The organism is Serratia sp. HNCC26DJ244, assembly GCF_057180565.1.
Window position 1 is genome coordinate 46,289 of sequence record NZ_JBXUGO010000016.1, and the last position, 23,118, is coordinate 69,406.

Genomic DNA, 23,118 nt, shown 5'->3' on the forward strand with positions numbered 1-23,118 from the left:
AACCGACGTAAAATACGATGAAATACGATACTTCCGAACTTTGTGATATCTACCAGGAAGAGGTCAACGTAGTTGAGCCTCTGTTCTCTAATTTTGGCGGGCGTACTTCATTTGGCGGTCAAATTACTACCGTGAAATGCTTTGAGGATAACGGCCTGTTGTTTGAACTGCTCGAAGAAAATGGTCTTGGTCGTGTGTTGTTGATTGATGGTGGCGGCTCAGTACGCCGTGCATTAATCAATGCGGAATTGGCTCGTCTGGCGGTTCAGAACGCCTGGGAAGGTATCGTGGTTTATGGTGCGGTACGCCAGGTGGACGACTTATCCGAGTTGGACATTGGTATTCAAGCCATGGCCGCTATTCCTGCCGGTGCAGCCAGTGATGGCATTGGTGAGAGCGATATCCGCGTTAACTTTGGCGGTGTCACTTTCTTCTCTGGCGACCATCTCTACGCTGATAATACCGGCATCATCCTTTCTGAAGATCCGCTCGATATCGAGTAACCAACGCAGGGTGGTTAGTACCATGCTGGCCAGGTTCATTACACTCACTCAAGTTGCTGGCAAATGGCAACTTGAGTCATAGTGGCTATTAAACCTATCACGCCAGACCTTGCCTTCAATATCCTACTTCACCATAGCGATCTCGGTGCTCTTTCGGCGTCATGTCATAGCCTTTCTTAAATACAGAATAGAAATACTGTAGCGAAGGGTAACCGCACATTTGTGAAATTTCGTTGATAGACAACGAGGTGGCGGTGAGCAAATTGCGGGCGCGATCCAGTTTCTCTTCATGAATCACATTATGGATGGTTTGGCCGGTTTCATCTTTGAAGCGTTTTTCCAGATTAGAGCGCGACATGCCCACGGCATCCAGCACCTGTTCTACCTTGATCCCTTTGCAGGCGTGGTAACGAATATAGTGCATCGCCTGGATCACCGCCGGGTCACGCAAGGAGCGGAAATCGGTAGAACGCCGCGCGATAACCTTCACCGGTGGCACCAGGATCCGTTGCAATGGCAGTTGCCGCTGATCAAGGAGCTGATGCAATAACTTGGCAGCCCGGTAACCCATCTGCCGGGTTCCCTGCACCACCGAAGAGAGTGCCACCCGTGAGAGGTAACGGGTCAACTCTTCGTTATCGATACCAATCACACAGAGTTTTTCTGGCACCGGTATATCCAAATGCTCACACACCTGCAGCAGATGGCGTGCGCGTGCATCGGTCACTGCAATAATCCCGGTTTGCTGAGGCAGTGTTTGTAGCCAGTCCGCCAACCGGTTCTGCGCGTATTGCCAGTTTTCAGGGGCCGTTTCCATCCCTTGATACACCACCCCTTGATACTGTTCTGCCGCTACCAACTGGCGGAAGGCATACTCACGCTCTTGTGCCCAACGTTTGCCCACGGCGACCGGCAAACCATAGAAGGCGAAGCGGTTCAACCCCTTCTCTTTCAGATGCATAAACGCCGCTTCCACCAGGGCGTAGTTATCGGTGGCAATATAATGCACTGGCGGGTAATCCTGTTGGCGGTAGTAAGACCCGCCAACACCGACAATCGGCACATTGACGTTGTGTAACGATTGCTCAATCTTCCGATCATCAAAATCAGCGATGACGCCATCTCCTAAGCAATCTTTGATATTATCGATACGGCAACGAAAATCCTCTTCGATAAAAATATCCCAGTCACTTTGTGATGCCTGCAAATACTCCCCAACCCCCTCCACCACCTGGCGGTCATACACTTTATTGGCATTGAACAGCAGAGTAATACGGTAGCGTTTCTTGAACATGGGTTTCCCTAAGTATCAACACCGCTCTCTCCATGGCGCAACCTGACAAAGAGCAGGAAAAATGCCACCACAATCGTGAAGTAGCCGCTATACCCGACGTTTAGTGGCCGAATCCATCCAGACCGCCAGTAACAGAATTGCCCCCTTGACGATGTACTGCCAGAACGTCGGTACATCCAGCATACTCATACCATTATCGAGAGAAGCCATAATAAATGCCCCCATCACCGCCCCGGCCACACTGCCGACGCCCCCGGCCAAGCTGGTCCCCCCGATCACGCAGGCGGCGATGGCATCCAATTCGGCAATGTTGCCCGCAGAAGGGGAACCGGCCCCCAAACGTGAACTGAGGATCAACCCGGCAATCGCCACCATCAGGCCATTAATCGCAAATACGGCCAGTTTGGTGCGCTCTACGTTAACACCAGAAAGCCGCGCCGCATCAATATTGCCGCCGATGGCATAAATCCGCCGGCCAAAAGCAGTACGCGTTGCCATAAAAATCCCCGCCAGCATCAGAGCCACCAGGATCAGCACTGGCGTTGGCACACCGCGGTAATCATTTAGCAGATAGATAGCCCCTAGCACCAATACAGCCATGATGCTCTGCCAAGTCACATCGCCATTGACGGTGGTGACCGGTAAACCCAACTGTGCGCGTTTACTGCGCCGCCGCCACTGCCAGGTAACAAACAGCATCAGCCCGACAGCACCGATACCAAACCCTACCCCATTGGGTAAATAGCTCTGACCAATCTGCGACATGGCATTGCTGGTGGGGGAGACCGTAGTGCCATTGGTAATCCCAATCAGGATGCCCCGAAAAGCCAGCATCCCCGCCAGCGTGACAATAAACGACGGTACCTTGCGATAGGCCACCCACCAGCCATTCCAGGCCCCCAGCAGCACCCCAGCCAACAGCGTAACCACAATGGTCAATGGCAATGGCCAACCGAACCAAACGTCAAATATCGCCGCCGCCCCACCCAATAGCCCCATCATTGAACCCACGGAAAGGTCAATCTCTGCCGAAATAATCACAAATACCATGCCCACCGCCAGAATGCCGGTGATCGCCGTCTGGCGTAGCAAGTTAGAGATATTACGGGCACTGAGATAGGCCCCTTCGGTGGTAAAGGTAAAAAACAACATGATGACGACCATCGCCGCCAACATCACGAACACTTGCAGATTGACGCTTTTTAGCCCCAGCAAAGGCTTTTTCTGCACCCTATTTTCCTGCACCATCGGCGGTAAACTTGCTTCAGATTGCGTGCTTTTCGACATGTGTTTCACTCCTCAAGGCCGCTTCCATGACTTGTTCCTGGGTCAGATTTCGGTTCACCAAATCGGCTTTGATCTGCCCTTGGTGCATCACCAGCACCCGATCGCTTAATCCCAATACTTCCGGTAATTCGGAAGAAACCACAATCACGGCAATCCCTTGTTGTACCAGTTGATTGATTAACTTATAAATCTCCTGCTTGGCACCAATATCAATGCCACGCGTCGGCTCATCCAAAATGAGGATTTTCGGGTTCAGCAACAGGCACTTCGCCAAAATCGCTTTTTGCTGATTGCCCCCGCTCAACCGGGCAATGGCCAATTCCGGGGATGAAGTTTTTACCCGTAATCGTGCTAATGATTGCTGAATGGTGGCCTGTTCCTGCGCATCATCGAGCACCGTCAAGGCCCCGCTAAAATCATTCAGTGCCGCCAATGTCATGTTGGCGCCCACCCCCATCACCGGTACAATGCCATCACGTTTGCGATCTTCCGGCACCATCGCGATGCCATAACCCATCGCCTGACGGCAGTGATTAATGGTCGCCACTTGCCCCTCAATGGTGATGCTGCCCTGCCAACGCCCAGGGTAAACACCAAACAGACACTGCATGGTTTCAGTACGCCCAGACCCCACCAACCCGGCCACACCGAGGATCTCGCCACGCCGCAGAGTGAAGGACACATTGTCTACCCGGCGAATATGTCGGTTAACCGGATGCCAGGCGGTCAGGTTTTCCACCTGCAGGACCACCTCACCAATGGTATGGGGCTCCTGTGGATAGAGTTCGGTCAGCTCACGGCCCACCATCATGGCAATGATCTCGTCTTCACTCATTCCAACCGCTTGCCGAGTACCGATATGCTTGCCATCCCGGATCACACAGATAGCGTCGGAGATGGCTTTCACTTCGTTAAGTTTGTGCGAGATATAAATGCAGGCAATACCGTGATCACGCAGGTCGGCAATGATCGTCAGCAATGTGGCGGTTTCACTTTCGGTTAATGACGCGGTGGGTTCATCCAGCACCAGCAAACGCACCTGCTTGTTCAAGGCTTTGGCAATCTCCACCAGTTGCTGCTGCCCTAACCCCAGCTCACCCACCCGGGTATTGGGATCAACCTCCAACTTGACCTGCGCCAACATGCGTTGACAACGCAGATACATCCCGTCGTAATCCATCAACCCAAAACGGCCCCACTCGTTACCGAGAAACATGTTCTCCAACACCGTCATCTGTTTCACCAAGGCCAACTCCTGATGAATGATGGCAATCCCTTTCTGCTCGGTGTCACGAATGGTTTTCGCGGTGATAAGGTCGCCGGAAAAATAAATGTCCCCTTGATAACTGCCGTGCGGATATATTCCGCACAGCACTTTCATCAACGTTGATTTTCCTGAGCCATTTTCACCACATAAAGATAATACCTGGCCTGCCTCTAATTGCAGGCTGATATTATCTACCGCTTTCACTGCACCGAATTGTTTAGTGATATTTCTCATTTCTAACAGGCAGGGCATTATTTACTCCCCCCACGACGGGTTTGCCAGGAACTAATTAATATCGGATTTCTTATGAAAGCCATCGGCAATAATAGTGCTGTCAATATTAGATTTATCCACCTGAACCGGTGTTAATAACCAGGCAGGGACCTCTTTATTGCCATTATTTAATTGGGCGTTGGATTTAGGTTGTTCCCCTTTACCCAGTTGTACCGCGATATCTGCCGCCTCATTCGCCAATTTGCTGATCGGTTTATACACCGTCATCGTTTGTGTGCCTGCCACAATACGTTTTACCGCCGCCAAATCAGCATCCTGACCAGAAATAGCCACCTTACCTGCCAACCCTTGTGCAGCCAGAGCCTGAATAGCACCACCGGCCGTCGCATCGTTAGAAGCAACCACCGCATCAATATGATTATTGTTAGCGGTCAGGGCGTTTTCCATAATCTTCAGCGCATTTTCTGGCAGCCAGCCGTCGGCCCACTGATCACCGACAACTTTGATTTTCCCACTGTCGATTAAAGGTTGTAGTACCGTCATTTGCCCCTTGCGGAACAGCTTGGCGTTATTGTCTACCGGCGAACCGCCCATCAGGAAATAGTTACCCTGCGGTACCCGTTGCACCAGACTTTGAGCCTGCATCTCGCCCACTTTTTCATTATCGAACGAGATATAAAAATCGATATCCGCGTTGTTAATCATGTGGTCATAAGCCAGAACCTTGATCCCTTCACGCTTTGCCTCACTGATCACATTACTCAACACCTGGCCGTTATAAGGAATAATCACCAGTACATCGACACCACGGTTGATCATATTTTCGATCTGCGCCATCTGGGTCTCTTCATTGCCATTGGCAGATTGGACAAATACATTCGCCCCCAGCGACTCGGCTTTTTTTACAAAAATATCGCGATCTTTTTGCCAGCGCTCTAAACGTAGATCATCAATGGACATACCGATTTTAATCTCTTTGCTGTATCCCGTTTGGCTGGCTAACAGCAGAAGTGTACAAGCAGAAAGAAGAAGTGATTTGAATTTCATCTTATAACCCTTTAGTTGTGTAGGGAAATAGTGTTCCGCTCACTTTCAGACAACATAAATTGAAAGGAAACGGGATAAATTACGAAACTTCCCATGGATTGTTATCACTTATGGTGTATTCAGCAATTACAGATTTTTATCGGCCAATTATGATTTTTGGTTTAATGTTAAATTTATGATAGCGATCATGTTTTATACTCATGCAAACTACAAGCCGTCAGTGACAAACCCATCAAGCTCTATGCGGTGAAATAACGATGCAGCCAGCCCCAAGGGTTAATAGCACCAATTGAAGCAATAATGAGATCCGGCGCACATTTAATAATTCTGTGAATTTAAGTGTGAAATAACGTAATTGAGCATTGCATTAATTACTCTGAAGATTAACGCATCCCGCCCCTTTTATACCGGGCATTGTTAGCGAGGAGTCACTCATGCAATCCTATTTTGATCAGCTTGAACAAGTTCGTTACGAAGGTACCAATAGCACCAATCCATTAGCATTCCGCCACTACAATCCCGACGAAATCATCTTGGGTAAACGCATGGCTGACCATCTGCGATTTGCTGCTTGCTACTGGCATACTTTCTGCTGGAATGGTGTAGACATGTTTGGTAAAGGAACTTTTGATCGCCCCTGGCAGCAATCCGGGGAGGCCTTGGCGCTAGCCAAACGCAAAGCTGATGTCGCTTTTGAGTTTTTCCATAAGCTGAATGTGCCTTACTACTGCTTCCATGATATCGACGTTTCACCGGAAGGGGCGACACTGAAAGAGTACCTGAACAACTTTGCCATTATGACCGACGTGTTGGCGGAGAAACAGCAAAGTAGTGGGGTGAAACTGCTCTGGGGCACCGCTAACTGCTTCACCCATCCGCGCTATGGTGCAGGTGCCGCGACCAATCCAGACCCTGAAGTCTTCAGTTGGGCGGCGACCCAGGTATTCACCGCCATGAACGCCACTCAGCGTTTGGGGGGGGAAAACTATGTGCTGTGGGGAGGGCGTGAAGGCTATGAAACATTACTCAATACCGATCTGCGCCAGGAGCGCGAACAGATTGGCCGCTTTATGCAGATGGTGGTTGAGCATAAGCATAAAATCGGCTTCCAAGGCACACTGTTGATCGAACCTAAACCCCAGGAGCCAACCAAGCATCAATATGATTATGATGTCGCTACCGTCTACGGCTTCCTCAAGCAGTTCGGTTTGGAAAAAGAGATCAAAGTGAACATTGAAGCCAACCACGCCACGCTGGCAGGTCACTCTTTCCACCACGAAATAGCAACTGCCATCGCATTGGGGATTTTTGGCTCGGTGGATGCCAACCGTGGCGACGCACAACTGGGTTGGGACACCGACCAGTTCCCAAATAGCGTAGAAGAGAATGCGCTAGTGATGTTTGAAATCCTCAAAGCGGGCGGCTTTACCACCGGGGGACTCAACTTTGATGCCAAAGTGCGCCGTCAAAGCACCGATAAATATGACCTGTTCTATGGTCATATTGGGGCAATGGATACCATGGCACTGGCATTGAAGGTGGCAGCCCGGATGATCGAAGACGGCAAGCTACACCAGTTGGTGGCAAAACGTTATGCGGGTTGGAATGGCGAATTGGGCCAGCAAATCTTGCAAGGTAAGTTGTCACTTGCTGAGTTGGCACAGTACGCTGAACAACAGACCTTGGCCCCCCAGCATGCCAGTGGGCAGCAGGAAAAACTGGAGAACCTGGTGAACCGTTACTTGTTCGGCTAATTCACTGTTGCGCGGTGGCCTCAATCGCCGCGCCTTAAAGGACTTGTGCTTATGTATATTGGTATCGATCTCGGCACTTCCGGCGTAAAAGTCATCCTGCTCGGGGAACAAGGCCAGTTGCTGGCCAGCCATAGTGAACCCTTACCTATTTCACGCCCTCACCCCTTATGGTCTGAACAATCCCCTGAAGATTGGTGGCAGGCCACTGACCGCGCCATGCTGGCATTAGGCAAGCAACATAATCTGCAAGCAGTTAAAGCCATTGGCCTGACCGGCCAAATGCATGGCGCAACCTTATTAGATAAGCAACAACAGGTACTGCGTCCGGCGATCCTGTGGAACGATGGTCGTAGCTTTGCCCAATGCCAAACTCTGGAGCAAGCGGTTCCTAATTCGCGCGACATTACCGGTAATTTGATGATGCCGGGGTTTACCGCTCCGAAGCTCCTATGGGTAAAAGAAAACGAGCCACAACTCTTCAACCAAATCGACAAGGTGTTATTGCCGAAAGATTATCTGCGTTGGTGCATCACTGGCGAGTTTGCCAGCGATATGTCCGATGCGGCTGGCACCCTGTGGTTGAACGTCGCCCAACGTGACTGGGACGATACGATGCTCAATGCCTGTGGGTTAACCCGCAGACAAATGCCCATACTGTTTGAAGGTAACCAGATCACTGGCCGGGTACATAGCCAACTGGCTCAGCGTTGGGGCATACCATCGGTACCGGTGGTGGCGGGTGGCGGTGACAATGCGGCCGGTGCTGTGGGTGTCGGTTTATATCAAGCCGGGCAAGCCATGTTGTCACTGGGAACCTCTGGGGTTTATTTTGCCGTTAGTGACGGTTTTCTCAGTAATCCAGCGCGCGCAGTACACAGTTTTTGTCATGCCTTACCGCAAACCTGGCATCTGATGTCAGTGATACTCAGCGCCGCCGCTTGTCTGGATTGGGCTTGCCAGCTCACCAATGTGGACAGTGTCGCCACTTTACTACGCAACGTTGAGCAGGCGACACCAGCGGCCGCGCCACTGTGGTTCTTGCCCTATTTGTCCGGTGAACGTACCCCCCATAACAACCCCAATGCCAAAGGTGCCTTCTGGGGGTTGACTCACCAACACGGTCCCAATGACTTGGCGCGTGCGGTGCTGGAAGGAGTGGGATTTGCCCTGGCTGACGGTATGGACGTGCTGCATGCCAGTGGTCTGCAACCTTCATCAATCACCTTGATTGGTGGTGGGGCACGTAGCCCATTCTGGCGGCAGATGCTGGCGGATATCAGCGGTCAACAGCTGGAATACCGTACCGGGGGGGATGTCGGCCCAGCGTTAGGGGCCGCTCGCCTGGCCCAGATTGCCCTCAACCCCGAGCAGCCATTAAGCGCACTATTACCGCAATTACCACTGGAGCAGGTACATAAACCCAATGCAGAGCGACACCAGTACTATACCGAGCAACGGGCTACCTTCCGTGAGTTGTATCGCTGCCTGCAACCGCTAATGTAATCTCTTACCGCTAAAACCCTTGGCGTTGTCACCGCAACGCCAAGTTATTAACCTATCCGTCCTTTCCTGGCACATCACAATTGCGTTCCCATACTTTAATAATACATTGATTTTTATGTTAATTTATTATTTTATTGATTTGAATTTACTGACTTTCTATAGTGTGCTCTTTTTTTCATATGTTGTTTTTCCCATCGCCAACCGTTTCTCTTTGTTTTAGAAGGCATACCATGCTGACAACTTTGCGCTACACACTCACCATCGGCCTTGTTTTACTGTGTTTGAACACCCCAGCTTTAGCCAATTACCAACAAGGGGCGGCGGCGTACAGTAGGGAGAATGACACCGCAGCATTGCCTTTAGCACAACAAGGCGATGCAAAAGCCCAATATCAGCTAGGTTTGATGTACAGCAACGGTCAGGGAGAGCAAAATCTTGCGCAAGCGGTGAAATCATTTCGTAAAGCCGCAGAACAAGGGAATGCCAATGCTCAGTTTGAGCTAGGCCAGGCATATGCAGATGGCCGAGGTGTAGAAAAAGATAGTCAGCAAGCCATAGCTTGGTTGCGCAAAGCAGCGGAACAAGGGCATACCGAGGCCCAAAACTCACTGGGTAATATCTACAGGTTAGCGGGAGATTATACCCAAGGCCTCACTTGGTATCAAAAAGCGGCAGAGCAAGGGGATGTGCTTGCCCAAGTCACGATAGCTGACCTGTACAAGTACGGTAAAGGGGTGGCAAAAGATCCCGCGCAAGCCATCCTGTGGTATCGAAAAGCTGCAGAGCAGAACGATAGAGAGGCTCAATTAGAGCTGGGTCTGATGTATCAAACCGGCCAAGGTGTCGCAAAAAATGATGCGTTGGCGCTAGAGTGGCTGCGCAAAGCCGCAGAACAGGATTTAATGCAAGCTCAGTACCAATTGGGCCTCACCTACCTACAAGGCGTGAATGGCGTAAAAGATTATACTCAGGCCGCGCAGTGGTTTGAAAAAGCCGCCAACCAAGGGTCGGGTGATGCGCAATACCAGCGCGGTATGATGTACTTACAAGGGCTAGGGGTAGAACAAGATGAGGGCGAGGCGTTGGTGTGGTTTAACATGGCCGCAGAATCATTCAATGTGGATGCTTACCTGCAACTCGCTTACCTATCCGAACGTGGTAATGCCTTAGAATATGACTGCGAAGAATGCGATATCATCGAACAAATAGAACTAGATGATAAAACCTCCTTAGCGTGGTTGCGCAAGGCAGAGGAGAGGGGTAATGCTGAGGCCCAACTACAACTCGGCTACAGATATGAAAGAGGCCAGGGAGTAAAAAAAGAGCATCAATGGGCCATAACGTTGTTTCGCGCCGCAGCGGAAAAAGGCAGTGCAGAAGCGAAACAACAGCTAGAATACGAAGCCCAAGGCATCGGTGAGGAAAAAGCACAAGCGGCAGCCTGGTTTATGAAGGCAGCAGAACAAGGCGATGTCTACGAACAACTTAAACTCGCCTATCGCTACCAACAAGGCCTAGGCGTACCACAAAGTGATACGCAAGCGGTCGCCTGGTTCCATAAAGCCGCAGAACTGGGTGATATGGAAGCCCAATACCAACTGGGTTATCACTACCAGAAAGGCCAAGGGGTAAAGCAGGATAAAGCTCAAGCGGCGGTATGGTTTCATAAAGCTGCAGAGCAGGATTATATGGCCGCTCAAGTGAGTCTTGCCAATATGTATCGTCATGGTGATGGTGTGCCAGAAGACAATAAGCAAGATTTTATATGGACTCAACGGGCCGCAGAACAGGGCGATGGCGATTCTCAATATGATTTGGCGTTCATGTACCTGGAAGGTAACGGGGTCGAAAAAAATGAAGTGGAAGCAGCCAAATGGTTCCTTGCCGCCGCCGAGCAAGAGGACCCTTCCCCCGATGCTCAATATCAACTGGGAATTATGTACCGTGATGGCGTGGGTGTAGCCCAAGATAAAGAACAGGCCCTTTTTTGGTTGCGGGCGGCGGCGGCCATTGAAGCCCCTAATGACCAGGCCGCTGAGGCCTTGAAAGCGCTGGAAAGTGATTCACCAAGCGCTAAAAAACAAGCGAAAGGTAAGCAGTAACTGACAAAATCCGCATTACCACGCCTTAAACAATCATTGCCAAGGTGAATAATTGGCGGCAGAATAGCCGCCATAACTCGCTCTGATGGCTTATCCTTGCCTTGGCAAGTTCCTAATTTCCCCTTGTTGTCAGTAAAATAAAAATGAAAAAGTCATTACCTTCTGCGGTGCGTCTTGGCCGACAGGCGCTGTTATTCCCACTCTGTCTGGTGCTGTTCGAATTCACCACCTATATTGCCAACGATATGATCCAACCGGGCATGTTGACGGTGGTTGCCGAGCTCAATGCCAGTGCTGAGTGGGTTCCCACGTCAATGACCGCTTATCTGGCTGGGGGTATTTTCCTGCAGTGGCTGCTTGGCCCGCTATCGGATCGCCGTGGTCGCCGCCCGGTAATGTTGGCTGGGATAGCGTTCTTTATCGTTGCCTGCCTGGCTATTTTGCTGGTCACCAACATCGAGCAGTTTCTTATTATGCGCTTCCTGCAAGGGATTGGGCTGTGCTTTATTGGTGCCGTCGGCTATGCCGCCATTCAGGAGTCATTTGAAGAGTCGGTCTGTATCAAAATCACCGCGCTAATGGCCAATGTGGCCTTGATAGCCCCGTTACTTGGGCCGTTAGCCGGTGCAGCATGGATCGATATCGCCCCTTGGCAAAGCATGTTTGTGCTCTTTGCCATCTTGGCGGCCATTGCCTTTGTTGGCTTGTGGAAAGCCATGCCGGAAACCGCCACCCTACGGGGAGAACGCTTTTCTGCCGCCAACCTGTGGCGCGATTATCGCCAAATCCTGGCAAATCGCCGTTTTCTCTGCGGTTCACTGGCGATTGGTTTTGCCAGTTTGCCGCTGTTGACCTGGATTGCGCAGTCGCCAGTGATCCTGATCAGTGGTGAGTCGCTTTCCACCTTAAACTATGCACTATTACAGATCCCGATATTTGGCGCGCTGATCCTCGGTAACCTGACCCTGGCACGGTTGGCAGGCAAATACAGTATTGAACAACCGATTAAACTCGGTGCCTGGCCGATGCTAGTAGGGTTGTTGATTGCCGCATCAGCGACACTGTTTTCTGCTCATAGCTATCTCTGGATGACCGCCGGACTGAGCTTTTATGCATACGGTATTGGCCTGGCTAATGCCGGATTATACCGCCTGACGCTCTTCTCCAGTGATATCAGTAAAGGGGCGGTGTCCGCCGCGATGGGAATGTTGAGTATGGCAATATTCACCATCGGCATCGAACTGGCTAAATTCGCTTATGTCTGGGGAGGGAACGGGCTATTTAACCTGTTTAATCTGCTCAGCGGTTTATGCTGGTTGCTGCTGGTTGTGCTGTTCCTCAAGAAACACCATGGGAGTAGTACCGCTGTCTAAGCGAACACAGGGGCACGCGGTGCCCCTGCCCTCTAGATTAAAACAGACCGAGTGGTTTTTCGGAGTAACTCACTAGCAAACATTTAGTCTGCTGATAGTGTTCCAGCATCATCTTGTGGGTTTCACGGCCAATTCCTGACTGTTTATAACCCCCAAATGCCGCATGTGCCGGATAGGCGTGATAACAGTTAGTCCAGACACGCCCGGCCTGGATATTGCGCCCCATATGGTAGGCAATATTACCATTACGGCTCCATACCCCAGCCCCCAGGCCGTAGTCAGTATCGTTTGCCAGCGCCAGCGCTTCATCCATATCCTTAAACGTGGTCACGGCCAATACCGGGCCAAAAATCTCCTCTTGGAATACCCGCATACTGTTTTTGCCGAACAAAATCGTCGGCTCCAGGTAATAGCCGGCACCCAGCCCGCCATCCAGTACTTTACGGCGGCCACCGGTTAGCACCTTCGCCCCCTCTTGTTTGCCAATATCAATATAATTAAGGATGGTCTTCATCTGCCCTTCAGAGACTTGCGCCCCCATCTGAGTAGCGGCATCCAGCGGGTTACCGGTACGGATGCTCTCTACGCGTTTGATCGCCCGCTCCATAAAGCGCTCATAGATCGATTCCTGCACCAAAGCACGGCTCGGGCAAGTACAAACCTCCCCCTGATTGAAGGCAAACAGCGCGAATCCTTCCAGCGCCTTATCAAAATAGGCATCTTCTTTATCCATCACGTCGGCAAAGAAAATGTTAGGGGATTTGCCCCCCAGCTCTAACGTCACGGGGATGATATTCTGGGTCGCATAGCCCATAATTTGGCGCCCCACCTCCGTGGAACCGGTAAAGGCGACTTTGGCGATACGTTTAGAGGTTGCCAGATACTCGCCGATCTCGCCTCCGGCCCCATTGACCACGTTGATCACGCCCGGCGGTAAAATATCCTGAATCAGTTCCATTAACACCAGCACCGACAGTGGGGTCAGTTTGGCCGGTTTAAGCACAATGCAGTTACCTGCCGCCAACGCCGGGGCCATCTTCCAACAAGCCATCAGCAGCGGGAAGTTCCAAGGGATAATTTGCGCCACTACCCCAAGTGGCTCATGGAAATGGTACGCGACCGTTTCAGAATCTATCTCACTGATGCCGCCCTCCTGCGCACGCACACAGGCAGCAAAATAGCGGAAATGGTCAATCGCCAGCGGCACATCGGCATTCTCGGTTTCGCGAATCGGTTTCCCGTTGTCCCAGGTTTCTGCGGTGGCCAGCAAATGGAGGTTCTGCTCCATACGGTCAGCCACCCGGTTGAGTAAATTAGCGCGCCCCTGTACCGACATTTTACCCCAGGCTGCTTTGGCATCGTGAGCCGCATCCAGTGCCAATTCAATATCTTGCGCAGAAGAGCTTGCCACCTCACACAATGGCTGCCCGGTGACCGGTGTCAGGTTGGTGTAATACTCACCCTGCACGGGTGCTACCCAGGCCCCCCCGATAAAGTTGTCATAACGTTTTTTTAATTTCAGCGGGGAACCGGTATTTTCAGGTGTGATGTGACTTGTCTTCGTGGTATCTGCCATTTCTATCTCCTTAATACGCAGCAATGACCTTACCGCCCACAGACAGTAAGCTCGTTCACGGCCAATTGACCGCTAATTGAATGTGCATACCCAAGCTCATTCCGGTTGCAGGCAGTAAAGGTACCGATACCCTGCAACCTGGATGACGAAGGGAAATATAAAAAGCAGAATTTGGGAGAAGATCTCTATCTTAAGGATAGGTGAAGAGCGCCCAACATGACGAAATTAGCATCAAAGGCGCGAAGAAGGTCACAATTTAAATTCGCTGCCGGATGGGTTCACCCGCCAAACAAACCGCTATCGCGCAGTAAATGCTGATCCCCTTTGCGGCGCGTAAAACCACTGCGATCGAAGAATTCCAACACCTGGATCGCCAGCTTACGCCCCACGCCCAATTGATCACGGAAATCAGCGGCGGTGGCCCCACCTTGAGCAGTATTCAGCTCACGAATCAAGGCGGCAAACTGTTCAATACGTTGGCTTGGATAGTAGCGGTCCACCACCACGGCGGCCACATAGCCAAGCTGGGCCGCTTTACGTAATGTAGTGCGGATCTGGCTCTCATCTTCACCCAATGAGGATGCCAAATCCCGCACCCACCAAGGGTCTTCACCCAGCAGGGGGACAATTCGGGCCCAAAGTGCTTGCTGCTCACTACTGAACGCTAAACCATGCTCAGGGAGATGCAACCAACCACGCGTATTACGCAGCGCACCCGCAGCCAGCAACCGATCAATAATCATAAATACCAGCGCTTCATCCAGCGTCGGTAATGCCATACGGCGCAAGCGGGCACGCCCCAAACCTAATTGGTCACTATGTTGTTGATGGTATTCAGCCAATACCTGCAACAATTTCTGTTCTTTTTCCTGCACAATGGCAGGAGCCAACGCCATTTGACCGGCGATCAACAATTCTGAATTCACCAACAACCCGCGTAAGCCGTCATCAGTCAATTGCCGAGCCCAGGCGAAGGCAGCCAAATCCAACGCCCCACCAGGCAGACACAAACGCAATACTTGCTCATCGCTTGGCGCTTGGGCCAGTTCAGCCAGCCAAGCCAGATACGCGGGCTGGCGTTTGCCCCGTTTAGGGGATGAGAGCAACAACACCCGAGCCGCAGCCAAGGTTTGCCGGGCACCGATATCACGCAGTACCAGACGATCGTTTTCCACCAGCCAGAGTGGACGATCAAGGATCAATTCCGCCAGATTGCCGGTTAACAGCGCAATACGCCCCGTGATATGGCTGGCAGCATGATGAATATGCAGTGGCTGCCAATGTTGTAACGGCACATCAGCGTCAATCTCCACCAGAATACGCTCGGCTGGCATAGTGGGGCGTTGTTCCAGCAACCAATCACCGCGCGTTAGCTGCTCTTTGCTGACATCACCGCTGATATTCAACGCAATACGTTGCCCAGCAAATGCCTGCTCCACCACTTGATTCTGTGCGTGCAACCCGCGCACCCGAACTGGCGCTTCTGCACCGGTCAACCATAAGCTGTCACCTAACGCGACACGCCCCCCCAGTGCAGTACCGGTGACCACCAACCCGGCCCCTTTGACACTGAACGCCCGATCCACCGCCAAACGAAAACGGCGGCTTCGCCAATGTTCGGCGGGTTGTAGTGCCAACAGGTGCTGACGCAAGGCGTCGATACCCTCATTCTGCGTCGCCGCAGTAATAAACAGCGGGGTATCATGCCAGCCCTGTTGTGCCAGCTCAGCCTGCACCTGGGCACGAACTTGTACGACTTGCTGCGGATCTACCCGGTCAGCCTTGGTCAGAACCACCGTTAATTGCACCCTGCCGCTTAAACGCAGGATCGCCAAGTGTTCGCGAGTTTGCGCCATCACGCCATCATCACAAGCCACCACCAGCAGTGCATGATCAATCCCACCAATACCTGCCAACATATTGGCAAGAAACTTCTCATGGCCGGGAACATCAATAAACCCCAGTACCTGACCATCTGGCTGAGGCCAATAGGCGTAGCCAAGGTCAATCGTCATACCTCGGCGTTTTTCTTCCGGCAGGCGGTCGGCATTAATGCCGGTGATCGCCTGTAGCAAGGTGGTTTTGCCATGGTCAACGTGACCAGCGGTAGCAATAATCATCGGTTCAAGGCCTCAAGTAGTGCCTCTTCCTGTTCCAGGCAACGCAGGTCAAGCCATAGCTTGCCATCCTTTAAGCGACCAATCACCGGTTGTGGCAGGCTGCGCCACTGCTGTGCCAGGCTTTCCAAGGTTGCTCCCCGGCCATCAAGTGGGGTAAAGGTCAAGGCATAGCTCGGCAAACGATCCACCGGCAAAGAACCACTGCCAATCTGTGACCAGCAGGGTTCGCAGCGTAATTCAAAACGGCCAGTAAACCGTGGCGCCAATTGCTTCTGCAATCGTTCAGCGATTTGCTGTATCGCCGGTTGTGGGCGGGTAAGCAGACGCAAGGTCGGCAGATGTGCTGCCAATAACTCCGGCTGCAGATAGAGGCGCAGCGTCGCTTCCAATGCCGCCAAGGTTATTTTACCAACGCGCAATGCACGCTTGAGCGGATGCTGCTGTAAACGGTCAATTAATGCCTTCTTACCAATGATAATTCCAGCTTGTGGCCCCCCCAACAGCTTGTCACCAGAAAAAGAGACCAAATCAACGCCGTCGGCAATCAACCTTTGTGGCATCGGCTCGGCGGGCAAGCCATATTGCACCATATCGATCAGCGAACCACTCCCCAGATCCGTGGCAGTAGGAATACCCTGTTCGCGCCCCAACGCCACCAGCTCACTTTCCTCCACCGCTGCAGTAAACCCTTGAATACAGTAATTACTGGTGTGTACCTTCATCAACAAACCGGTTTGCTCATTGATAGCGGCACGATAGTCTTTCAAATGTGTGCGATTGGTGGTGCCCACTTCCACCAGCTGGCAACCCGCCTGACGCATCACATCTGGGATACGGAACGCGCCGCCAATTTCCACCAATTCACCGCGCGACACTATCACCTGTTGCCCTGGTGCCACTGCGGCCAACATCAATAGCACCGCAGCCGCGTTATTATTGACAATACAGGCATCTTCCGCCCCGGTAAGCTGGCAGAGCAAATCAGCAATAGCGCGATCACGATGCCCACGACCGGCATCATCCAAATCATACTCCAGCGTCACCGCGTTCCCCATGGTGCTCACTACCGCATCAATCGCCACCTGAGGGAGCAATGCGCGTCCCAAATTGGTATGCAGTACGGTACCACTGAGATTAAACACCGGTTGCAACGCCAAACGCAGTTGTTGGTTCAGGCGCACCTGCAATGCCTGTGGCCAATCCTGACACCATGCCGGCATCTGCTGTTGTGTCTTGATGGTGTCACGCGCCTGTGCTTGCATCTGGCGCAATAATTCGCTGATCAGCGTCTGGCCATGTTTAGCGACAACAGGCTCAATGGCGGGATCGCGTAATAAGCGATCGATAGCGGGTAACTGGCTATAGAGTTGCTGGGTTTCAGTGCTCATGCTCACTCGGTTGTTAAGTTTGCCAAGAGGGTTTGAATCCTCTTCTCGCCCACACATTTGCTGCATGGGGAGAAGAACCGCCGTTTATTCCCCTGGGAACAGGAATGGATTGATGCTGCTACGTGCAAACCCCTCTTCTTCCATTCTGGCATCCAGCACCAGCGAGGCCAAATCATCAGCTACTGCCTCTACTTTTGGGTCCTTTTCCTGATAGAGAAGTTTCAGGTAGGTTCCACAATCGCCACAGCTTTCGGCTTTCACTGCGGCCTGTTCACTCTCTAATGACCAGTAGTTGAGATCGCGCGTTTGCTCGCAATTACTGCATTTCACCCGCACCACATGCCACTCACTTTCACACAGGTTGCAGTGCAGATAACGCAAACCATTCACAGTACCAATATGCACCATACTGGACACCGGCATACTGCCGCAAACCGGGCAGAACTGACGCTGTTCACCATATTCGGCTCTGGCCTTACCCGGGATCAGGCTGGCCATTTGTGCCCAGTATAACGACAAAGCCGCCCAAAGGAACGGCGCTTTATCACTACCCACTTTGCCAAATTCCCCTTTTAGCAAGTGGTCGGCCATCTGTTCCAACTCATGGGATGAGGATTTTTCCAGGTTCTCCAGCACGGTCAAGACATGATCTTGCGCCTGTGGACGTAACTCGGCAATCAACGAAGTCAGGAGATGGTGCCAGTGTTCACTGCGTGGATAAACGCTGATATCCAATGGCGGCTTGCCGCTGTTGGCGCTCTGCGTCAATGCCTGGTTAAGATCCAGTACCAACGGATTATCGTGGCAAGCATTGTGCTGCGCCTGCGCGATACCGGCGGCAAAGTTAAGATAGTCGCCCAGAGGATGGTCTGTTGCCAGTTGGCGCAAACGCTCCGCTCGGCGAGTATAAAGGCTCTTCAAATTAGCGAAAAGTAACGGCGGAATAGTTTCCGCCGTTTTTGACTTCTCGCATGATGCTCCTAATTGATCTTTAGGAACGATGCGAATACTCATCTGGGTTTATCTTCCTGTTGTTTTTCGCGGACCTCACGGTACCAGCGCGGATGATGTTTCTTGGCCCAGGCGGCAGGTACCCAACCCTCGACCATGGCAGTAATGGTGCCTTTTACCCATAGCGCGGCGTAAATATGCACCATGATGACCATAATCAACGCCACAGCAGACAGCGAATGCACCAACAGTGCAATGCGGATCAACGGGATAGCGAACGATGGGGCAAAGTAAGGCCGCCAGATCACCACTCCCGTGGCCAGCAATAGCACCAGAAAGGTTATCGCTGCCCAGAACACACACTTCTGGCCGAAATTATAGCGCCCGACATCACCCACTTCCTCATTCATCGCGATTTTGTGGATGTTTTTTGCCCAAACGATATCTTCCCGGTTGAACAGGTTATGTCGCCAGTAACGCCGGAACATCAGCAAGAATGCCACGAACATAATCACCCCGACGAAAGGGTGAAGGATCCGTGCCAACTGCGGGGTACCGAAGATATTCATCAGCCAGTTAAAGGAGGGAAACATAAACCCCAACCCGCTGATAGCGGCAAAAATAAAGCAGAACGCCACAATCCAGTGGTTAATCCGCTCCGGCGCACTATAGCGCTGAATTGGCTTTTCCTTCCTCATTTGCGCGTCTCCTCATCATGCGGTTGCTCTGGATCTTCCTCTTCGACGCGGTTTGGCCCTACGCCGACATAGTGGAAGATACTGGCGGCAAAGGTAACAGCAAAGCCGACAGCAGCCAGCGGCTTCCATACCCCTTTCCAGAATTTAACCGCCGAGCTGATACTCGGGTCCTCTGGCAGGCCATGATACAACTGCGGCTTGTCAGCGTGATGCAAAACATACATCACATGCGTGCCGCCAACCCCTTGAGGGTCGTACAGGCCCGCATTCTCGAAGCCGCGAGTTTTCAGCTCCTGAACACGTTCAGCCGCAATATCATGCATCGCCGCTTTGGTGCCGAAGTGAATCGCCCCGGTAGGACAGGTTTTCACACAGGCTGGCTCCTGGCCCACAACAACACGGTCAACACACAGGGTACATTTGTACACCCGGTTGTCTTCCGGATTCATGCGCGGCACATCGAACGGACAACCCGCGATACAATAACCACAACCGATACAGTGTTCAGACTGGAAATCGACGATGCCATTCGCGTACTGGATGATCGCCCCTTCTGCCGGACAGGACTTCAGGCAACCCGGATCGGCACAGTGCATGCAGCCATCCTTACGGATCAACCACTCCAACTTGCCGTGCTCCTCTACTTCAGAGAAGCGCATCACCGTCCAGGATTTAGCCGTCAAATCGGCGGGGTTATCGTAAACCCCGACGTTATGACCGACTTCATCACGAATATCGTTCCATTCAGAACAAGCTACCTGACAGGCTTTACAACCAATACAGGTGGTCACATCAATCAGCTTGCCCACTTCTTCCTGGTAATCACGCACCTGCGGAGCTGGTGTGAGGCCATTGGTCGCGGATTTACGAATGATGTCTTGAGATTGCATTGCCATAATTCGTCTCCGTTACACCTTTTCCACGTTAACCAGGAACGCCTTGAATTCCGGCGTTTGCGTGTTGGCATCACCGACAAACGGCGTCAGTGTGTTGGCAAGGAAGCCCTTCTTCGCCACCCCTTCGTAACCCCAGTGAATAGGGATACCGATGGTGTCCACATCCTGCCCATTCACCTGCAGTGTCCGGATACGTTTGGTCACCACCGCCTTGGCTTTGATATAGCCCCGGTTGGAACTGACTTTTACCGTATCGCCATTCTTGATGCCTTTCTTCCCTGCCAGTTTCTCGCCAATTTCCACAAACTGTTCCGGCTGAGTAATCGCATTAATCAGTGAATGTTTGGTCCAGTAGTGGAAATGCTCGGTCAGACGATAGGTGGTACCGACATACGGGAACTTGTCTGATTTGCCCATGGCCGCCAAGTCATCTTTAAACACCCGCGCAGCAGGGTTAGAGACCACGTTCGGGTGCAGCGGGTTAGTACCCAGTGGTGTTTCAAAGGGTTCATAGTGTTCAGGGAACGGCCCTTCCGCCATTTTGTCGATGGCAAACAGGCGGCCCATCCCTTCCGGCTGCATGATAAATGGCCCAACATCGCTACCCGGTGCCGCAGCACTATAGTCAGGAATATCTATCCCGCTCCATTTGGCACCATCCCACTCGATCAGTTGGCGCTTGGCATCCCACGGTTTACCAGCAGGATCGGCGGAGGCACGGTTATACAGAATGCGACGGTTGAGTGGCCAAGCCCAAGCCCAGCCCAAGGTATTACCGAGACCGGAAGGATCAGCATTATCGCGACGAGCCATCTGGTTACCCGCAGGGGTCCAACTACCGGTAAAGATCCAGCAACCACTGGCAGTAGAACCATCATCACGCAAGTGTGCGAAGGTGCTTAGTTGCTCACCCTTCTTCGCTAACACTTTACCATCAGGATCGAGCACATCGGCCAACGCACGGCCATTGCTCTCCATTGCCACTTCTTCCGGCTCTGGATTTTCTGGCGTGAGATAATCCCAGCTCATGTTCAGCACTTGCTCTGGTACGGCCCCGCCCTCACTCTGGTACATTTCGCGCAGGCGTGTAAACAACCCAGCCAAAATTTGACCATCGTTCAGTGCTTGCCCCGGGGCATCAGCCCCTTTCCAGTGCCACTGTAACCAGCGACCGGAGTTAACAATCGAACCTCTTTCCTCTGCAAAGCAGGTTGATGGCAAGCGGAACACCTCGGTCTGAATCTTGGACGGATCTACATCATTAAATTCGCCGTGATTCTGCCAGAAGTTGGCGGTTTCAGTATTCAGCGGATCAATGGTGACCAGGTACTTCAATTTAGCCAGCGAAGAGACGATTTTGTTCTTATTCGGGAAGGACGCCACCGGGTTGAAGCCTTGGCAAATATAACCGTTGACTAACCCTTTCGACATCATTTCAAAGTATTGCAGTACGTCGTAGCCTTTGTCCCATTTAGGCAACCAGTCAAAGCCCCAGTTGTTCTCCTTCTGCGCTTTATCGCCATAGAAGCTCTTCATCAGGCTGACAAAGAATTTGGGATAGTTGCCCCAATAGTTTACTTGACCAGGCAGCAGCGCCTTCGGCGTGTTGGCTTTCAGATAGCTGTCGAGGTCAGTGTGTTTTTCAGAAGGCAGGCTCAAATAACCCGGTAGGCTTTGTGACAACAGGCCCAGATCCGTCAACCCCTGAATATTGGAGTGACCACGCAGTGCGTTCACACCGCCACCCGCCATACCCATATTGCCGAGCAGCAATTGGATCATCGCCATGGTACGGATGTTCTGCGCACCCACCGAGTGCTGTGTCCAACCCAAGGCGTACAGGAACGAAGCGGTTTTATTCGGGCTGCTGGTTTCCGCGATATATTCACAAACCTTGAGGAAATCCTCGGTTGGCGTTCCGCAGATATTGGTCACCACCTCAGGCGTATAACGGCTGACGTGCTGTTTCAGCATATTCCACACGCAACGTGGATCTTGCAACGTGATATCACGCTTGGCAAAACCGTTCTCGTCGAGTTGGTAGTTCCAGGTGGTTTTATCGTACTTGCGATGTTCTGCGTCATAACCACTAAACAAACCGTCGTCAAAGCTGAAATCTTCCCGCACCAGCAAGCTGGCATTGGTATAAGCATTAACGTATTCACGGTTAATTTTGTTGTTATTGATCAGGTACAACAACACCCCTGACAAAAAGGCAATGTCAGTACCAGAACGAATCGGCGTGTAAAAATCCGCTACGGATGCGGTACGGGTAAAGCGCGGATCGATGACGATCAGCTTGGCTTTATTATGAATCTTGGCTTCCATCGCCCAGCGGAACCCCACTGGATGCGCTTCTGCCGCGTTCCCCCCCATAACGATAATTAAGTCGGCGTTCTTGATATCAACCCAGTGGTTGGTCATCGCACCGCGACCAAATGTTGGAGCAAGACTTGCTACCGTTGGTCCGTGTCAAACACGCGCTTGATTATCTACGGCAAGCATGCCGAGAGAGCGACTAAATTTTTGTGTCAGGTATCCGGTTTCATTGCTGGAAGCCGAAGCGCACAGCATGCCCGTGGTCAACCAGCGGTTAACCGTTACCCCTTGGTCATTGGTTTTGACGAAGTTGGCGTCCCGGTCTGCTTTCATCAATTTGGCGATGCGGGTGAAGGCATCATCCCAACTGATACGTTGCCATTTATCAGAGCCAGCAGCGCGATATTCCGGGTATTGGAGACGGCTTTCGCTGTGGATAAAATCCACCAGCCCTGCACCTTTCGGGCAAAGTGCCCCACGGTTTACCGGGTGGTCCGGATCCCCTTCGATATGGAAGATACTCTCTTTGGCGTTTTTAGCGCCATCACCTAGGCTGTACATCAACAGCCCGCAGCCGACGGAACAATACGTACAGGTATTACGGGTTTCACGGGCTCGCAGCAGTTTGTACTGCCGAGTCTCCGCTAACGCCGCTGCCGGGCTAAAGCCCAACGCAGCAACCGTCGTTCCTGCCATACCGCCAGCGCAGATCTTAAAGAACTGCCTTCTGCTGACCTGCATGGGGGTCTCCTTTCACTCGTGTTGTCACATTGTTTCAAATGGCGCTTCCTCTCCCAAAGCGGGAA

At 52.0% G+C, this 23,118-nt stretch carries 16 protein-coding genes; 5 read left to right on the top strand and 11 right to left on the bottom strand.

From position 1 onward, the window contains the following. Positions 1 to 17 precede the first annotated feature (17 nt). Positions 18 to 503, top strand: a complete 486-nt coding sequence (rraA, locus tag AC2A06_RS13345) for a ribonuclease E activity regulator RraA (RefSeq protein WP_023490842.1) — start codon at positions 18 to 20, stop codon at positions 501 to 503. Between the two features lie 115 nt (positions 504 to 618). Here rraA and xylR read toward each other — a convergent pair whose 3' ends face one another. The 4 genes from xylR to xylF all read right to left on the bottom strand — a co-directional run bounded on the left by xylR (position 619) and on the right by xylF (position 5,632). Beyond that, positions 619 to 1,797 (bottom strand): D-xylose utilization transcriptional activator XylR, encoded by a 1,179-nt coding sequence (gene xylR / locus AC2A06_RS13350; RefSeq protein WP_484380609.1) that lies wholly within the window; start codon positions 1,795 to 1,797, stop codon positions 619 to 621. Between the two features lie 87 nt (positions 1,798 to 1,884). After that, the gene (xylH, locus tag AC2A06_RS13355; RefSeq protein WP_484380610.1) at positions 1,885 to 3,084 is read right to left on the bottom strand and encodes a xylose ABC transporter permease XylH; all 1,200 of its coding nucleotides are present in this window, start codon (positions 3,082 to 3,084) and stop codon (positions 1,885 to 1,887) included. After that, positions 3,062 to 4,603, bottom strand: coding sequence for a xylose ABC transporter ATP-binding protein (locus AC2A06_RS13360; protein ID WP_484380611.1), 1,542 nt, complete (start codon positions 4,601 to 4,603; stop codon positions 3,062 to 3,064). The genes xylH and AC2A06_RS13360 overlap by 23 nt, the downstream gene beginning before the upstream one ends. Before the next feature lie 33 nt (positions 4,604 to 4,636). Next, entirely contained in the window at positions 4,637 to 5,632 is a 996-nt protein-coding gene (gene xylF, locus AC2A06_RS13365; RefSeq protein WP_484380612.1) for a D-xylose ABC transporter substrate-binding protein, read from the bottom strand. A gap of 434 nt (positions 5,633 to 6,066) precedes the next feature. Here xylF and xylA point away from each other — a divergent pair, with 434 nt between their 5' ends. From xylA to AC2A06_RS13385, 4 genes are all read left to right on the top strand, one after another. Further along, positions 6,067 to 7,386 carry a xylose isomerase gene (xylA, locus tag AC2A06_RS13370; protein ID WP_023489564.1) on the top strand — a complete coding sequence of 440 codons (1,320 nt, stop codon included), beginning with the start codon at positions 6,067 to 6,069 and terminating at the stop codon, positions 7,384 to 7,386. A gap of 51 nt (positions 7,387 to 7,437) precedes the next feature. Further along, the gene (gene xylB / locus AC2A06_RS13375; RefSeq protein WP_484380613.1) at positions 7,438 to 8,889 is read left to right on the top strand and encodes a xylulokinase; all 1,452 of its coding nucleotides are present in this window, start codon (positions 7,438 to 7,440) and stop codon (positions 8,887 to 8,889) included. Positions 8,890 to 9,119: 230 nt separating this feature from the next. Continuing rightward, positions 9,120 to 10,991, top strand: a complete 1,872-nt coding sequence (locus AC2A06_RS13380; RefSeq protein ID WP_484380614.1) for an SEL1-like repeat protein — start codon at positions 9,120 to 9,122, stop codon at positions 10,989 to 10,991. 143 nt (positions 10,992 to 11,134) lie between these two features. Next, the gene (locus AC2A06_RS13385; RefSeq protein WP_484380615.1) at positions 11,135 to 12,364 is read left to right on the top strand and encodes an MdfA family multidrug efflux MFS transporter; all 1,230 of its coding nucleotides are present in this window, start codon (positions 11,135 to 11,137) and stop codon (positions 12,362 to 12,364) included. Positions 12,365 to 12,401: 37 nt separating this feature from the next. Here the strand turns inward: AC2A06_RS13385 and exaC are convergent, their stop codons facing one another. From exaC to fdnG, 7 genes are all read right to left on the bottom strand, one after another. Further along, positions 12,402 to 13,940 carry an acetaldehyde dehydrogenase ExaC gene (gene exaC, locus AC2A06_RS13390; protein ID WP_023489568.1) on the bottom strand — a complete coding sequence of 513 codons (1,539 nt, stop codon included), beginning with the start codon at positions 13,938 to 13,940 and terminating at the stop codon, positions 12,402 to 12,404. A gap of 278 nt (positions 13,941 to 14,218) precedes the next feature. Beyond that, the gene (selB, locus tag AC2A06_RS13395) at positions 14,219 to 16,060 is read right to left on the bottom strand and encodes a selenocysteine-specific translation elongation factor (RefSeq protein WP_484380616.1); all 1,842 of its coding nucleotides are present in this window, start codon (positions 16,058 to 16,060) and stop codon (positions 14,219 to 14,221) included. Beyond that, a complete protein-coding gene (gene selA / locus AC2A06_RS13400) occupies positions 16,057 to 17,448 on the bottom strand; it encodes an L-seryl-tRNA(Sec) selenium transferase (protein ID WP_484380617.1) in 1,392 nt (463 codons plus the stop codon). The genes selB and selA overlap by 4 nt, the downstream gene beginning before the upstream one ends. Before the next feature lie 84 nt (positions 17,449 to 17,532). Further along, positions 17,533 to 18,462 (bottom strand): formate dehydrogenase accessory protein FdhE, encoded by a 930-nt coding sequence (gene fdhE, locus AC2A06_RS13405; RefSeq protein ID WP_023489571.1) that lies wholly within the window; start codon positions 18,460 to 18,462, stop codon positions 17,533 to 17,535. After that, positions 18,459 to 19,097, bottom strand: coding sequence for a formate dehydrogenase cytochrome b556 subunit (gene fdoI, locus AC2A06_RS13410; protein WP_484380618.1), 639 nt, complete (start codon positions 19,095 to 19,097; stop codon positions 18,459 to 18,461). Before fdoI ends, fdhE begins: the two co-directional genes overlap by 4 nt. Continuing rightward, positions 19,094 to 19,993 carry a formate dehydrogenase subunit beta gene (gene fdxH / locus AC2A06_RS13415; protein WP_484380619.1) on the bottom strand — a complete coding sequence of 300 codons (900 nt, stop codon included), beginning with the start codon at positions 19,991 to 19,993 and terminating at the stop codon, positions 19,094 to 19,096. Before fdxH ends, fdoI begins: the two co-directional genes overlap by 4 nt. A gap of 12 nt (positions 19,994 to 20,005) precedes the next feature. Next, positions 20,006 to 23,053 carry a formate dehydrogenase-N subunit alpha gene (gene fdnG, locus AC2A06_RS13420; RefSeq protein WP_484380620.1) on the bottom strand — a complete coding sequence of 1,016 codons (3,048 nt, stop codon included), beginning with the start codon at positions 23,051 to 23,053 and terminating at the stop codon, positions 20,006 to 20,008. Positions 23,054 to 23,118 lie beyond the last annotated feature (65 nt).

Coding starts and splice junctions, on each gene's coding strand:
- rraA (WP_023490842.1), top strand. CDS start 18: ATGAAATACGATACTTCCGAACTTTGTGATATCTACCAGGAAGAGGTC.
- xylR (WP_484380609.1), bottom strand. CDS start 1,797: ATGTTCAAGAAACGCTACCGTATTACTCTGCTGTTCAATGCCAATAAA.
- xylH (WP_484380610.1), bottom strand. CDS start 3,084: ATGTCGAAAAGCACGCAATCTGAAGCAAGTTTACCGCCGATGGTGCAG.
- AC2A06_RS13360 (WP_484380611.1), bottom strand. CDS start 4,603: ATGCCCTGCCTGTTAGAAATGAGAAATATCACTAAACAATTCGGTGCA.
- xylF (WP_484380612.1), bottom strand. CDS start 5,632: ATGAAATTCAAATCACTTCTTCTTTCTGCTTGTACACTTCTGCTGTTA.
- xylA (WP_023489564.1), top strand. CDS start 6,067: ATGCAATCCTATTTTGATCAGCTTGAACAAGTTCGTTACGAAGGTACC.
- xylB (WP_484380613.1), top strand. CDS start 7,438: ATGTATATTGGTATCGATCTCGGCACTTCCGGCGTAAAAGTCATCCTG.
- AC2A06_RS13380 (WP_484380614.1), top strand. CDS start 9,120: ATGCTGACAACTTTGCGCTACACACTCACCATCGGCCTTGTTTTACTG.
- AC2A06_RS13385 (WP_484380615.1), top strand. CDS start 11,135: ATGAAAAAGTCATTACCTTCTGCGGTGCGTCTTGGCCGACAGGCGCTG.
- exaC (WP_023489568.1), bottom strand. CDS start 13,940: ATGGCAGATACCACGAAGACAAGTCACATCACACCTGAAAATACCGGT.
- selB (WP_484380616.1), bottom strand. CDS start 16,060: ATGATTATTGCTACCGCTGGTCACGTTGACCATGGCAAAACCACCTTG.
- selA (WP_484380617.1), bottom strand. CDS start 17,448: ATGAGCACTGAAACCCAGCAACTCTATAGCCAGTTACCCGCTATCGAT.
- fdhE (WP_023489571.1), bottom strand. CDS start 18,462: ATGAGTATTCGCATCGTTCCTAAAGATCAATTAGGAGCATCATGCGAG.
- fdoI (WP_484380618.1), bottom strand. CDS start 19,097: ATGAGGAAGGAAAAGCCAATTCAGCGCTATAGTGCGCCGGAGCGGATT.
- fdxH (WP_484380619.1), bottom strand. CDS start 19,993: ATGGCAATGCAATCTCAAGACATCATTCGTAAATCCGCGACCAATGGC.